The following is a 13,762-nucleotide window of genomic DNA, read 5'->3' as shown; positions in this document are numbered from 1 at the left end:
CGATGACCTCAACCTTGGCAAGGTTGCGCTCTACCAACTGAGCTAGTATCGCAATCTGAAAACGTCTTTCTCCGTTCAGGGCTGCGAATTATAAGAGCATTTTTTTGTGATGCAAGTCCTTAATGCAAAATTACGAAACTTTTTACTCAACTGCTGTAAAAGCACACAGATTTGCAAAAAAAACGGCTCTTATGTCCCTGAAAAGTTAGATAAACGTGATCATTTTATTCGACTAGATGTTAATAATCGTTTTTCGGTAGTACTGCAGCTCGGCGATCGACTCTCGAATATCGTCTAACGCAAGGTGACTTCCCGACTTAGAAAAACCATCTAACACTTCAGGTTTCCAACGACGAGTCAGCTCTTTCAGAGTGCTTACGTCAACATAGCGGTAGTGGAAGTACTCTTCTAACTCTGGCATGTGCTTGTATAGGAAACGACGGTCTTGACCAATGCTGTTGCCACAAATTGGTGACTTACCTTTTGGTACCCATTTTTCAAGAAACTCAATGGTTTGTTGGATGGCATCTTGCTCTGAAACCGTGCTTTCTTGAATTCGCTTCACGAGGCCGCTGCCAGTGTGAGTCGTTGTACACCACTCGTCCATCTTGTCCAATTCACTCTGAGGTTGGTGAATAGCCAAAACAGGTCCTTCAGCCAGGATGTTAAGCTCACTATCAGTAACGATAGTAGCAATTTCAATGATTTTATGAGTTTCAGGATCAAGTCCTGTCATCTCTAGATCAACCCAAATAAGGTTCTGATCGCTAAAGGACATAAGGCGTCGCCTATTTGTTTATGTGTAAAAGAGGTACTATACCCAAATAACTATACTCAAACTAGCTTTAGGACCATCGAAATCACGTGGTACCAGCAACATCCTGTTTGAGTCCCCAATCATCAAGTTAGATGTGTTAAGTGAAAAATTGTGGCTAAAAAAAAGAAGTTAACCAAAGGTCAAGTACGTCGTGTACGTAGCAACCAGAACAAGCGACTCAAGAAAGAAGATTCTATCCAATGGGATGAGAACATGCTTGGCGGAACCAAAAGCGGACTCGTGATTACGCGCTTTGGCCAACATGCTGATATCGAAGATCTTGAAACTAACGAAGTTCATCGTTGTAACTTACGCCGTAGTATCGAGACTTTAGTTTCTGGTGACCGAGTGACTTGGCGCGCAGGCTTAGAATCAATGGCCGGTATTTCTGGCGTTGTGGAAGCGGTTGAGCCGAGAACTTCAATGCTGACTCGCCCTGATTACTACGATGGCCTAAAGCCAGTAGCTGCGAACGTCGACCAAATGGTTATCGTATCGGCTGTGCTACCAGAGCTATCACTTAATATTATCGACCGTTACCTAATTGCTTCAGAAACGGTAAACATCGCGCCGCTTGTTGTACTGAACAAGGTCGATCTACTGACTGATGAGCAGATTGCTGAATACCGTGAAACACTTAAAGAGTACGAGAAGATCGGCTATAAAGTGATGTTCGTGAGTAAAGAGTCTGGCTACGGCATCAAAGAGCTGGAAGCTGAACTCAAAGACCGTATCAACATCTTTGTTGGTCAATCGGGTGTGGGTAAATCAAGCCTAGTGAATGCATTAATGCCTACGCTAGACATTGAAGAAGGCGAAGTCTCTGAGAACTCAGGTCTTGGTCAGCACACAACCACGGCAGCTCGTTTATACCACTTCCCTTCTGGTGGTGATCTGATTGATTCACCAGGAGTGCGTGAATTCGGCCTATGGCACCTAGAGGCCGACGAAATCACTGAAGCCTTTATCGAGTTCAAGCCTTACCTTGGCGGTTGTAAGTTCCGTGACTGTAAACACATTGATGACCCAGGCTGCATCCTGCGCGAAGCGGTAGAAAACGGAAAGATCAGTCGATTACGTTTCGACAACTACCACCGCATCATTGAAAGCATGGCGAGTAACAAAGATAACCGTCAGTATTCACGCAACAAAAAAGCCGATCTCTAATCGCGTTTTTGTGAACAAATGTGTGCATTTACTGACAATTGGCGCGAATTTAAGTAACATCTCGCGCCCTAAACCGTCATCGACAGATTTAATTGAAAAACAATTAGCATTGGAAAATTAATACAATGGATAAGATTAAAGTTGGATTGCAGTACTGGATTCCACAACATGGATTAACTCGCCTAGTCGGCAAACTTGCGTCTGCTAAAGCGGGCGGCTTAACGACAGCGATCATCAACTGGTTCATCAAGCAATACAAAGTGAACATGGATGAAGCTCTGCATAGCGATCCAAAACACTTTAAAACATTCAATGAATTCTTCGTGCGTGAATTGAAAGAAGGCATGCGCCCTATCGCCGAAGGTGAATCTGTTATTGTTCACCCTGCAGATGCACGTGTGAGCCAATTTGGCCCAATTACTGACGGTCAACTGATTCAAGCGAAAGGCCATAACTACTCAGCTCGCGAGCTATTGGGTGGTGATGCTGCGCTAGCGGATGAATTTAAAGACGGTGAATTCGCAACGCTTTACCTGTCTCCAAGTGATTACCACCGCGTGCACATGCCATGCGACGGCACACTGCGCCAGATGATCTACGTTCCAGGTGACCTTTTCTCAGTTAACCCGTTAACGGCAGAAAACGTTCCAAACCTATTCGCACGTAATGAGCGTGTCGTTTGTATCTTCGATACGGAATTTGGCCCAATGGCACAAGTGCTGGTTGGCGCAACGATCGTAGGTAGCATCGAGCAAGTATGGGCAGGTACCATCACCCCACCTCGTGGTAACTCGGTTTACAAATGGGATTACCCTGCACAAGGTGACAAAGCAATCATCTTGAAGAAAGGCGAAGAGATGGGCCGCTTTAAGCTTGGTTCAACCGTTATCAACCTGTTCGCTAAAGATGCGATCAAGTTTGACGACACTATGCAAAATGGCGAGAAAACGGTTCTTGGTACACCTTTCGCGCACATTGCTGGCAAAGAAGCGCAAGCAAATGACGATGTTGTTACCGATTCTGCTGAGAACACTGACCAAGCTTAACAATTTGAGTTAACTCATTTAAGCTTTCAAGGCGCGTTACTTTTTCTATTTCAGAGAAGAACGCGCCTTTTTCTTAACTCTACCGATTCATTTGCTACTCAAGCTCTAACAACTCAATCTTTCAAACCCTGCCCAGCCACCTGCTGCTTCTCACTCTTGTCTCTAATTGCCCAGATAAAAGATTGACCAAAAACAAAACAACTGTCGAAACCTTAAACAACTTTTTGATTTTCCAACCCGTCTCCAAGTACCAGAAATCCAGATAACTTACTCTATTTGAAGATATTTTATTTATAGGGTCTTTGTACATGCCTAAACTCAATGTTGGCGTTCTGGTCAAGCTGTTGATTTGTTTTGCGATTCCCTTAGGCGTGTTATTCATGCCGATAGATTCAATACCAATCGATGATCTCACGCTGATTCAACACCGCCTGTTGGCGATATTCTTATTAGCAGCCCTGCTGTGGGTGCTTGAACCTGTTCCGGTATTCGCCACTTCCATTTTGATCATTGCGCTTGAACTGGTGATGATATCTGACAAAGGTTTACACCTGTTTAGAAATCCACCAGCGGGGCACGATCTCGGTGAGTTAATCAAATATACCGACATCTTCGGTGCATTTTCATCACCAATCATCATCCTTTTCATGGGTGGCTTTGCTCTTGCGATATCCGCATCCAAGTACGAACTCGATAACAACCTAGCTCGAGTGCTACTTAAACCATTTGGTACAGAACCGCGCTTCATTATGCTCGGCTTAATGCTGATCACCGCCGTGTTCTCAATGTTCATGTCAAATACCGCAACGACGGTAATGATGCTTGCGCTGCTCGGCCCTATCGTGGCATCTGCACCAAAAGGCGATATGGGTATCAAAGCGCTCGTGTTGTGTATTCCAATTGCTGCCAATACTGGCGGTATCGCAACCCCAATCGGTACACCGCCCAATGCCATCGCGCTGCAATACCTAACGGGTGAAAATACCATCGACTTCCTCAGCTGGATGATGATGGGCTTACCCTTTGTGATCATCCAACTCACCATCGCTTGGTTTCTTCTACAAAAACTCTTCCCTTCTAAAGAAAGAAACATGGTGCTCAAGCTCGATGGACAATTTAGAAAGAGCTGGCGAGCGATTGTGGTTTACATCACCTTCGCTGCGACAATCTTATTGTGGATGACCACCAAACTGCACGGCATGAACACCTATGTCGTGTCTATCATTCCACTGGCTGTGTTTACGCTCACTGGCATCATGGGTAAAGAAGAGCTCAAGCTGATTAACTGGGATGTGTTGTGGCTGGTCGCAGGTGGTATTGCGATTGGTATTGGCTTAGATAAAACAGGCTTAGCCGCTGCACTCGCACACGCAATTGACTATGAATCGCTGTCACCTGCAGCTGTGGTACTGACATTATCTATTGTGTGTTGGTTAATGGCGAACTTCATGTCAAACACTGCGACGGCCAACTTGCTGATGCCGATAGCCGCTGCAATTGGTGCTTCCATGGAAAGCCTAGTTGCGATTGGTGGTCTACAGGGCTTGCTGGTTGTGGTCGCCTTCTCTGCGTCACTTGGCATGATTCTGCCAGTATCGACACCACCAAACTCACTGGCCTACTCGACCGGGCTTATCGAAAGCAAAGACATGGCGAAGATGGGCATCATCTTAGGTATTGTGGGCTTGCTGATGGTTTACCTCGCCCTGTTTATCATCACCTAGCACGTTAATCCCTACTAATGCCCTTCCAGATAGTAATCACGTCTTTGCTATCTGGAAGGTTTAGTGCATATTGAATCCCCCACTTCTACATTTTGACACGGACGTACACTTCAATGGGATTCGAATGGTTGGCTCTTGCTGCCGCTTTTCTTTGGGCCATCGCGAGCCTGATGTCAGTAAAGCCTGCTCAACACTTAGGTTCTTTCGCCTATAGCCGTTGGCGCATGGGTTGCACTGCTATCATCTTATCGAGCATGGCTTGGTTTACTGGTGGCTGGTCAACGGTCGAAGCAGACCTAGTCACGCCGATGATGCTGTCTGGGCTAATTGGCATCTTCATTGGTGATACCGCCCTATTTGCTTGTTTGAACAGAATGGGACCGCGCCAAGCAGGTTTGCTGTTCTCTTGTCACGCCGTGTTCTCGGCAATTCTTGGTTACTTCCTATTTAGCGAAAGCATGACTTCGGTGGAGCTGATTGGCTCGGCTTTGGTGTTTAGCGGCGTTTTAACCGCGATATTCTTTGGTCGTCGAGGACAAGCCAACAACCAACTCGAAACCATCAAGGGCACCGTGTGGATTGGTGTAGCTCTCGGAATCACTGCCGCTATTTGCCAAGCCTTGGGCGGTATTATTGCAAAACCCGTGATGCAAACCAGCATAGACCCTGTTGCCGCTTCAGCGATTCGTATGATCACCGCTTTTGTTGCCCATTCCGTATTTCGCTTAACGGGCGCCAAGCTCTCACGCGCAATCAACCCAATGAATGGTCAAATATTTGCGATTACCGCAGTTAACGGGTTTTTAGCGATGGCGGTGGGAATGACGCTGATTTTGTATGCGCTGCAGGAAGGTAATGTCGGCATGGTCGCTCTGTTATCTTCAACCACGCCAATCATGTTGTTACCGATACTCTGGCTGTACACCAAGCAGAGACCGAACGCCTACGCTTGGATCGGGGCTATTGTTGCCGTATTGGGTACAGGTATTCTAGTAAGATAGTGGTACTGGGATTCAAGTCAGTTAGTCAAACAGTAAGTAAGACTAACTGAACAGAGAGCTAAGAGCGCGGGAACGGAAAAGCGGTCACGTCATCGATGTGGTCATAACCTAACGCCAGCATGATCAGACGGTCGATACCTAACGCAACACCCGCACAGTCTGGTAAGCCCGCTTTTAACGCCTCAATCAAATGATGGTCAATCGGTTGAGGCGATAAGCCCATCTCAATGCGTTTGGCATTGTCATCTTCAAAGCGCTTGAGCTGCTCTTGTGGTTTATCCAGCTCATGGAAGCCGTTTGCCAATTCAATCCCTTTGAAATACACCTCAAAGCGATCCGCCACTCGTGGATCATTCGGGTTAATCTTGGCTAACGCCGCTTGTGATGCTGGGAAGTCATAAACAAACGCAGGCACTTGTTGCCCTATCTTAGCTTCAACCCCAATACTAAACAGCAGCTGCAGCAAGGTGTCGCGGTCTTCTTCTGGTTCTGCAATGTCGCTGAGCCCAAGTTTCGCCGCAGCTTGCTTTAGCGTATCCATCGAATCTTCCAGTGGACACACACCTAACACGTCAATAAAGGCTTGTTGGTAAGTCATTCGCTCTGCTGAGCCCGATTTAAGTACCTGCTGTAACAGCAAATCCATTTCATCCATCAGGTCATGATGATCAAAGCCAACGCGATACCACTCCAACATGGTGAACTCAGGGTTGTGGTAACGGCCATTTTCTTCGTTACGGAAAGACTTACAAATTTGGTAAATACAGCCACTGCCCGCCGCTAATAGACGTTTCATATGAAACTCAGGGCTAGTCATAAAGAACAGAGGCTGACCGTGCGCATAACCCGGCCCTACGAATTCAGTTTTGAAAGTATGCAAATGCACGTCCGTCACCGTGGCGTGGCTCATCGCAGGCGTATCCACTTCCATCACGTTTCGCTCAGCAAAGAACTGACGAATTTGATTAAGGATATCAGCACGTTGCTTTAACTGTTTAATGGTTGCGGCCGGTTGCCATGTAGAGTGCATTATTGAGTTCCATATTACTGAATTCTAGGCGACGAAAATTACCACCTTTCATCGCTTTTGTAAGCTTCTATCTTTCTATTCGTGAAAGCAAAATGTTGTTTTAATGAAGCCAGAAAATTACGTTCTACAATACAATTATCAATACAGATTTCACATCAACATTGATAACAAAAATCATACTCAACAAGCCGTTAACACCCGTCCTGTGGGTTAATCGTTATCAACGATTCATTGCCGTGATTGCAGTCACATAACCTATAATTTCTATGCCTCCATATGCATTACCGACCTAAAAACCCAAATGCATCAACTTTTCGAATACCTTCCTCTCTTACACTGAACCTACCACTTAAGGCTTAGGGGTGCTAAATGGTTCCTACAATTTAGAACCTCCTAAATAGGCTTTTTATAATAACAAGCGGAATACTCCGCATCACACTGGAGAATAACTGTGAAGACAATTACCACAGATATCGCAGTCATCGGCGCAGGCGGCGCTGGTCTTCGTACAGCTATTGCTGCGGCTGAAGCTAATCCTGAACTGGAAGTAGCACTGATTTCTAAAGTTTACCCAATGCGTTCGCACACGGTAGCGGCAGAAGGCGGTTCAGCAGCGGTAATTAAAGACGAAGATAGCCTAGATAACCACTTCAACGATACTGTTGGCGGTGGCGACTGGCTATGTGAACAGGATGTTGTTGAATACTTTGTTGAAAACTCGACTCGCGAAATGATCCAAATGGAACAATGGGGCTGCCCATGGAGTCGTAAAGAAAACGGTGAAGTAAACGTACGCCGATTCGGCGGTATGAAGGTAGAGAGAACGTGGTTCGCAGCGGATAAAACCGGCTTCCACATGCTTCATACTCTGTTCCAGACTTCGATGAAGTACGACACAATCAAACGATTTGATGAGTACTTTGTGGTGGACCTTCTCGTAGAAAACCAGAGCGGCGTTGAAGATGGCGAAGTACAAGGCCTAATCGCGATTCACATGTCTGAAGGTGAGCTTGTTACCATCAAAGCAAAATCTGTTGTTCTAGCAACCGGCGGCGCAGGTCGTGTTTACCACTGTAATACCAACGGCGGCATCGTAACTGGCGACGGTATGGCAATGGCTTATCGCCACGGTGTACCACTGCGTGATATGGAGTTCGTTCAATACCACCCAACAGGCCTACCGGGCACTGGCATCTTGATGACCGAAGGTTGTCGTGGTGAAGGCGGTATCATCGTCAACAAGAACGGCTACCGTTACCTGCAAGATTACGGCATGGGCCCTGAAACTCCAGTGGGCGAGCCGAAAAACAAATACATGGAACTGGGTCCACGTGACAAAGTTTCTCAAGCATTCTGGCACGAACAGCAGAAAGGCAACACCATCAAGCACCCACTTGGTGATGTCGTGCACCTTGACCTTCGCCACCTTGGTGAAGAGTACCTGCAAGAGCGTCTACCGTTCATCTGTGAGCTTGCAAAAGCGTACGTAAACGTAGACCCAGCAAAAGAGCCGATCCCAATTCGTCCAACCGTTCACTACACCATGGGTGGTATTGAAACTAACGGTACCTGTGAAACTCGTATTAAAGGCCTATTCGCCGTTGGTGAATGTGCTTCAGTTGGCCTACACGGTGCAAACCGCCTAGGTTCTAACTCACTGGCTGAGTTCGTAGTATTTGGCCGCGTTGCTGGTGAAGAAGCGGTGAAACGCGCTGCTGAATTCAAAGGCTGGAACGAAGAGTCTATCGCTAAGCAAGTGAAAGCGGTTGAAGATCGCATCGCAGGCATCTTGGCTCAAGAAGGCGACGAGAACTGGGCTGATATCCGTACTGAAATGGGTCACACCATGGAAGCGGGTTGTGGTATCTACCGTCAAGAAGACTTGATGCAAAAGACCATCGACAAACTCACTGAACTGAAAGCTCGCTACAAGAAGATCAGCATTAAAGACAAAGGCAAAGTATTCAACACTGACCTACTTTACGCTATCGAAGTGGGTTACGGTCTTGAAGTTGCAGAAGCGATGGTTCACTCAGCGATCCTTCGTAAAGAGTCTCGCGGTGCACACCAACGTCTAGACGACAACTGCACAGAACGTGATGACGTAAACTTCCTGAAACACTCTCTATCTTTCTACAACGAAGATGCAGCACCAACCATCGACTACAGCGGCGTTAAGATTACTAAATCTCAACCTAAAGCTCGTCTGTACGGTGAAGCTGCAGAGAAAGCCGCTGCCGCTGAAAAAGCAGCAGAAGAGAATGCTAAGAAGAGCGAAGAGGAGCAAGCATAATGTCAGCGAATCGAATCCAAAAAATTGAAATCCTGCGTTATGACCCTGAGCACGATGCAGAACCTCACTTTCAAACCTTTGAAGTTCCGTTTGATGAAACCATGTCAGTACTTGATGCGATCGGTTACATCAAAGACAACCTAGATAAAGACCTGTCTTACCGTTGGTCTTGTCGTATGGCGATTTGTGGTTCTTGCGGCATCATGGTTGATGGCGTGCCAAAACTGGCGTGTAAGAGCTTCTTACGTGACTACCCGAATGGCTTCAAGATTGAGCCTTTAGCTAACTTCCCAATCGAAAAAGATTTGATTGTCGACATGACGCCGTTCATCGAGCGCCTTGAAGCGATCAAGCCTTACATCATTGGTAACGACCGTAAGCCAGAAGACGGCACGAACATCCAAACTCCAGAGCAAATGGCGAAATACAAGCAGTTCGCTGGCTGCATCAACTGTGGTTTGTGTTACGCAGCATGTCCTCAGTTTGGTCTAAACCCTGAGTTCATCGGCCCTGCGGCACTTGCTCTTGCTCACCGCTACAACCTAGATAGCCGTGACAATGGTAAAGCCGAACGTATGAAGCTTATCAATGGCGACAATGGCGCTTGGGGCTGTACGTTTGTAGGTTACTGTTCTGACGTATGTCCGAAGAAAGTAGACCCAGCGGCTGCAGTAAACCAAGGTAAAGTTGAGTCTTCAATGGACTTCGTTATTTCGATGTTCAAGCCAGACGGATCGCAAGTAAAAACAGCAGAGGAGGCATAATATGAGCAATCGTAAGCCTTATGTTCGTGAGATGAAGAGAACATGGTGGAGCAACCATCCGTTCTACCGCTTCTACATGCTACGTGAAGCGACTGTACTGCCTTTGATTCTATTCACTCTGTTCCTAACCTTCGGTTTGGGTGCACTAGTGAAAGGCCCTGAAGCTTGGGCTGGTTGGTTGAGCTTTATGGCTAACCCTATCGTTGTTGGTATCAACATCGTGGCACTGCTAGGCAGCTTGCTGCACGCTCAAACCTTCTTCAGCATGATGCCTCAAGTGATGCCAATCCGTCTTAAAGGCAAATTGGTTGATAAAAAAATCATCGTACTGACCCAGTGGGCAGCGGTGGCTTTTATTTCTTTAATCGTTCTTGTTGTGGTGTAAGGAGCTTTCGTTATGAACACAAATTACAAAGTAAAACCTGTTAACCACAACCCACAACGCTCTGATGAGCCAATCTGGTGGGGCCTATTTGGCGCTGGCGGTACTTGGTTTGCGATGATCACACCAATCACGGTTCTAGTGTTAGGTATCTTAGTGCCAATGGGCATCATCGATGCGGACGCAATGAGCTACGAGCGTGTGTCTGAATTCGCCACCAGCATTATCGGTGCGCTATTCATCATCGGTACGCTAGCACTGCCAATGTGGCATGCAATGCACCGTCTTCACCACGGCATGCACGACCTTAAGTTCCACGTCGGCGTTGCGGGTAAAGTGGGTTGCTACTTCGTTGCAGGCCTAATCAGCGCGTTGTCTATTATCTTCATTTTTATGATTTAAGAGTTAAGGGCAGATTCGAGATTCGGGTAAACGAGTATCGAAGAGCTTAAGAGCAGAAAACAAAAGCAGAGCTAGGTTATCCAGCTCTGCTTTTTTGTTATTTGTTGAATATCTTATCTCTCTGACTCGGCTCTGATCTTCCTGCTTTTCGTATCTCGCATCTCGTTCACACATATCTGCTCTTCCAGCTCTTCGTATCTCGCATCCCGCATCTCGTTTACGCGAATCTGATCTTGGGATACAAAAAAAGGCCGCCTAAGCGACCTTTTTCAGATACTTGAAGTCAATTACTTCACACGACCAACGTATTCGCCAGTACGAGTATCAACTTTAACAACTTCACCGATTGCGATGAATAGAGGTACGCGAACTACCGCGCCAGTTGCTAGAGTTGCAGGCTTACCGCCAGTACCTTGTGTGTCGCCTTTAAGGCCAGGATCGGTTTCTGTTACTGCGATCTCAACAAAGTTTGGTGGAGTTACTGTGATAGGGTTATCATTCCACAACGTTAGAGTACATACGTCGTTTTCAACTAACCATTTAGAAATCTCGCCTACTGCTTTTGCATCAGCAGCGATTTGCTCGAATGTTTCGTTGTTCATGAAGTGGTAGAATTCGCCATCGCTGTATAGGTAGCCTAGTTCAACGTCTACAACGTCCGCTAGTTCTACTGTATCGCCTGACTTAAATGTTTTCTCTAACACTTTGCCTGACAGCAGTTTACGAAGTTTAACACGGTTAAACGCTTGGCCTTTACCTGGCTTAACGTATTCATTTTCGATAATTGAGCAAGGCTCGTTATCCATCATGAATTTTAAACCGCCTTTGAATTCATTGGTGCTTACTGACGCCATGATTTTCTCTTCCACATCTTTGAGTTAATTTCAATGCCGCATATCATAACCCGAAAAGTCGAATCTGTTGAGCAAAACTGGCTCAAACAACTATCGAATGCGATCTCTGACCCGACAAAACTGCTTGAGGCATTGGAAATAGACCCAACACCGTGGCAAGCAGGCTTCGCTGCTCGTGAGTTATTTGCACTTCGGGTACCTCTTAGCTTTGTCGAACGAATGGAAAAAGGCAACCCACACGATCCATTGCTACGACAAATTTTACCGCTAAGCGAAGAGTTTGAGGTACACCAAGGCTATTCCGCCGATCCTTTGGAAGAGCAAGACAACGCCATTCCCGGGCTACTGCATAAATACAAAAACCGTGCACTGATGATTGTGAAAGGCGGTTGTGCGATTAACTGCCGCTACTGCTTCCGTCGTCACTTCCCTTACCAAGATAACAAGGGCTCGAAGTCTGTTTGGCAAACCAACCTAAACTATGTGGCTGCTCACCCAGAGATCAACGAAGTTATCTTGTCAGGTGGTGATCCACTGATGGCAAAAGACAGCGAACTAGAGTGGCTAATTCATGCTATCGCACAAATTCCACATGTGAAAACAGTTCGAATTCATAGCCGATTACCGGTTGTGATTCCCGCTCGAGTAACGGATGAACTGTGCCAATTGTTAGCTCAAACTCGCCTTAATGTAGTGATGGTCAGCCACATTAACCATGCCAACGAAATTAACTTAGAGCTCAAACAAGCTTTCCACAAGCTTAAGTTAAGTGGTGCTACTCTGCTCAACCAAGGCGTGATGCTTAAAGGCGTAAACAACAGCGCTAACTCATTGAAAGAATTAAGCGAAAAGCTATTCGACGCCGGTATTTTACCTTACTATATGCATGTACTTGATAAGGTTCAGGGCGCAGCGCACTTCTATACTTCAGATGAAGAGGCGAAGCATCACTTTAAAGGATTAATCTCTGAGGTTTCTGGCTACCTAGTACCTAAGTTAACCCGTGAGATTGGCGGACGCAGCAGCAAGACACCGCTCGACCTACACATTGAATAGAGAAGTTGTATCAATGAAACACAATACCTCAGTTGCTCCACCAGCAACCACATCTCAACCAGCGCTTAGGTTCAGCTCAAGAGGTTTCACCATCATCGAGCTGGTCGTGGTGATCGTGATTCTAGGTATTGTGTCGGTCACTGCAGCTTCTAAGTTCCTCAACCTTCAAACCGATGCTCGTATCTCGACATTAAACGGCCTTAAAGGCGGAATGGAGGGCGCAAGTGCTATGCTTTATGGTAAGACATCAGCATTGGGCTTAGATAAAGCAGCTAGCGCATCGATTAATGTTGAGGGTGACAATATCTCAGTGGTCTATGGCTATCCTGCAGCGATGAACGATCAAACTTGGTCACAGCTCATCGAATCAACCTTTCTAGATGCTGTTTGGGATACGGGTCGAGCTGACTGGTTCTTTACCAACACAGATGCGAATGATGGCATTATTCTTTATGCGCCTTCTAGCCGAAAAAAACAGGCTGATAACTGCTACCTTGAGTACCAAGAAGCGACCGAGACCACGACACCAGCCTTCACCTTAACAACAAGCGGCTGCTAGGTTTTAAGTAATCTTTATCAACCGTTAAGACAAAAATTTTTTGTTCGATCGTCCGGTCTATTATTAGCATACTCGGCTCTATTCTAAATTTTTAGGAGGGGTGATATGTCACAATTTATAGAACAAACTCTCAACCTTGCCCCCTTTAGCTGGGCAGGCCTCGCTGCATGCATGTTATGTGGTTCTTTAATCGGAATCGAAAGGCAAACACGCGGTAAACCCGTCGGAATCCGAACGTCGATTCTGATCATCAGTGGTACCTACTTCTTCCTCACTATGGCGATTAGCCTATCCCCCAACACGCTCGATCAAGCTCGTGTGCTTGGTCAGATCATTACGGGGGTTGGATTCCTTGGTGCAGGGGTCATGATGACATTGGATGGCAAGATTCATGGCGTGACTTCAGCTGCGATTATCTGGGTACTCGCTGCATTAGGGATGATGATTGCCTTAGGGCATCTCTCTCAGTCTGTCATCATCACGCTAATGGCGCTGGTTATCCTGCTTGGTGTCGACAAAGTGGAAAACAGCTTCCAGAGCCTACGCCGTGGTGTGCATCAGAAGTGGATGAGAAAAGGCCGCGTGAAGAAGTAACCTCAACCTGAAACAGACATTAAAAAGGTTCATCGCGGCTTTCCGGGGAAAGCCGCTTTTATCTTCAAGAAGA

14 protein-coding genes are annotated in these 13,762 nt (G+C 46.4%); 11 read left to right on the top strand and 3 right to left on the bottom strand.

From position 1 onward, the window contains the following. Positions 1–232: 232 nt before the first annotated feature. The gene (gene orn / locus AB6E78_RS22210) at positions 233–778 is read right to left on the bottom strand and encodes an oligoribonuclease (RefSeq protein WP_010434065.1); all 546 of its coding nucleotides are present in this window, start codon (positions 776–778) and stop codon (positions 233–235) included. Between the two features lie 150 nt (positions 779–928). On the opposite strand from orn, the gene rsgA reads away from it, so the two are divergent. From rsgA to AB6E78_RS22190, 4 genes are all read left to right on the top strand, one after another. Beyond that, positions 929–1,984 carry a small ribosomal subunit biogenesis GTPase RsgA gene (gene rsgA / locus AB6E78_RS22205; protein ID WP_017061306.1) on the top strand — a complete coding sequence of 352 codons (1,056 nt, stop codon included), beginning with the start codon at positions 929–931 and terminating at the stop codon, positions 1,982–1,984. Positions 1,985–2,109: 125 nt separating this feature from the next. After that, entirely contained in the window at positions 2,110–3,030 is a 921-nt protein-coding gene (asd, locus tag AB6E78_RS22200) for an archaetidylserine decarboxylase (RefSeq protein WP_017063172.1), read from the top strand. 308 nt (positions 3,031–3,338) lie between these two features. Further along, positions 3,339–4,754 (top strand): DASS family sodium-coupled anion symporter, encoded by a 1,416-nt coding sequence (locus tag AB6E78_RS22195; protein ID WP_017061303.1) that lies wholly within the window; start codon positions 3,339–3,341, stop codon positions 4,752–4,754. 113 nt (positions 4,755–4,867) lie between these two features. Then, positions 4,868–5,755 (top strand): DMT family transporter, encoded by an 888-nt coding sequence (locus AB6E78_RS22190; protein ID WP_372112520.1) that lies wholly within the window; start codon positions 4,868–4,870, stop codon positions 5,753–5,755. A gap of 58 nt (positions 5,756–5,813) precedes the next feature. Here AB6E78_RS22190 and epmA read toward each other — a convergent pair whose 3' ends face one another. Beyond that, positions 5,814–6,785, bottom strand: a complete 972-nt coding sequence (gene epmA, locus AB6E78_RS22185) for an elongation factor P--(R)-beta-lysine ligase (RefSeq protein WP_372112518.1) — start codon at positions 6,783–6,785, stop codon at positions 5,814–5,816. A 451-nt stretch (positions 6,786–7,236) separates the two neighbouring features. Between epmA and frdA the strand changes: the two genes are divergently transcribed. The 4 genes from frdA to frdD are packed head-to-tail and all read left to right on the top strand — an operon-like array spanning position 7,237 to position 10,626. Further along, positions 7,237–9,078: a fumarate reductase (quinol) flavoprotein subunit gene (gene frdA, locus AB6E78_RS22180; RefSeq protein ID WP_102332660.1), complete on the top strand. Its 1,842-nt coding sequence runs from the start codon at positions 7,237–7,239 to the stop codon at positions 9,076–9,078. Continuing rightward, positions 9,078–9,842 carry a succinate dehydrogenase/fumarate reductase iron-sulfur subunit gene (locus tag AB6E78_RS22175; protein WP_009847917.1) on the top strand — a complete coding sequence of 255 codons (765 nt, stop codon included), beginning with the start codon at positions 9,078–9,080 and terminating at the stop codon, positions 9,840–9,842. The genes frdA and AB6E78_RS22175 overlap by 1 nt, the downstream gene beginning before the upstream one ends. A gap of 1 nt (position 9,843) precedes the next feature. After that, a complete protein-coding gene (frdC, locus tag AB6E78_RS22170; protein ID WP_017061300.1) occupies positions 9,844–10,227 on the top strand; it encodes a fumarate reductase subunit FrdC in 384 nt (127 codons plus the stop codon). 12 nt (positions 10,228–10,239) lie between these two features. Beyond that, on the top strand, positions 10,240–10,626 hold the full coding sequence (gene frdD / locus AB6E78_RS22165; RefSeq protein ID WP_065584500.1) for a fumarate reductase subunit FrdD: 387 nt from the start codon (positions 10,240–10,242) through the stop codon (positions 10,624–10,626). 287 nt (positions 10,627–10,913) lie between these two features. Here the strand turns inward: frdD and efp are convergent, their stop codons facing one another. After that, positions 10,914–11,480 carry an elongation factor P gene (gene efp, locus AB6E78_RS22160; protein ID WP_372112514.1) on the bottom strand — a complete coding sequence of 189 codons (567 nt, stop codon included), beginning with the start codon at positions 11,478–11,480 and terminating at the stop codon, positions 10,914–10,916. Positions 11,481–11,513: 33 nt separating this feature from the next. Here efp and epmB point away from each other — a divergent pair, with 33 nt between their 5' ends. The 3 genes from epmB to AB6E78_RS22145 all read left to right on the top strand — a co-directional run bounded on the left by epmB (position 11,514) and on the right by AB6E78_RS22145 (position 13,689). Continuing rightward, a complete protein-coding gene (epmB, locus tag AB6E78_RS22155; RefSeq protein WP_372112512.1) occupies positions 11,514–12,536 on the top strand; it encodes an EF-P beta-lysylation protein EpmB in 1,023 nt (340 codons plus the stop codon). A gap of 13 nt (positions 12,537–12,549) precedes the next feature. Further along, positions 12,550–13,095 carry a prepilin-type N-terminal cleavage/methylation domain-containing protein gene (locus tag AB6E78_RS22150; protein ID WP_017067163.1) on the top strand — a complete coding sequence of 182 codons (546 nt, stop codon included), beginning with the start codon at positions 12,550–12,552 and terminating at the stop codon, positions 13,093–13,095. 105 nt (positions 13,096–13,200) lie between these two features. Then, positions 13,201–13,689, top strand: coding sequence for an MgtC/SapB family protein (locus AB6E78_RS22145; protein ID WP_004733333.1), 489 nt, complete (start codon positions 13,201–13,203; stop codon positions 13,687–13,689). The last annotated feature ends 73 nt before the right edge of the window (positions 13,690–13,762 follow it).

The sequence above is a fragment of the Vibrio sp. 10N.247.310.98 genome, from assembly GCF_041467395.1.
In the GTDB taxonomy this organism is placed as follows: Bacteria; Pseudomonadota; Gammaproteobacteria; order Enterobacterales; family Vibrionaceae; genus Vibrio; species Vibrio crassostreae_C.
Note: the sequence above shows the minus strand (reverse complement) of the source record. Positions and strands in the feature narration are given on the sequence as shown.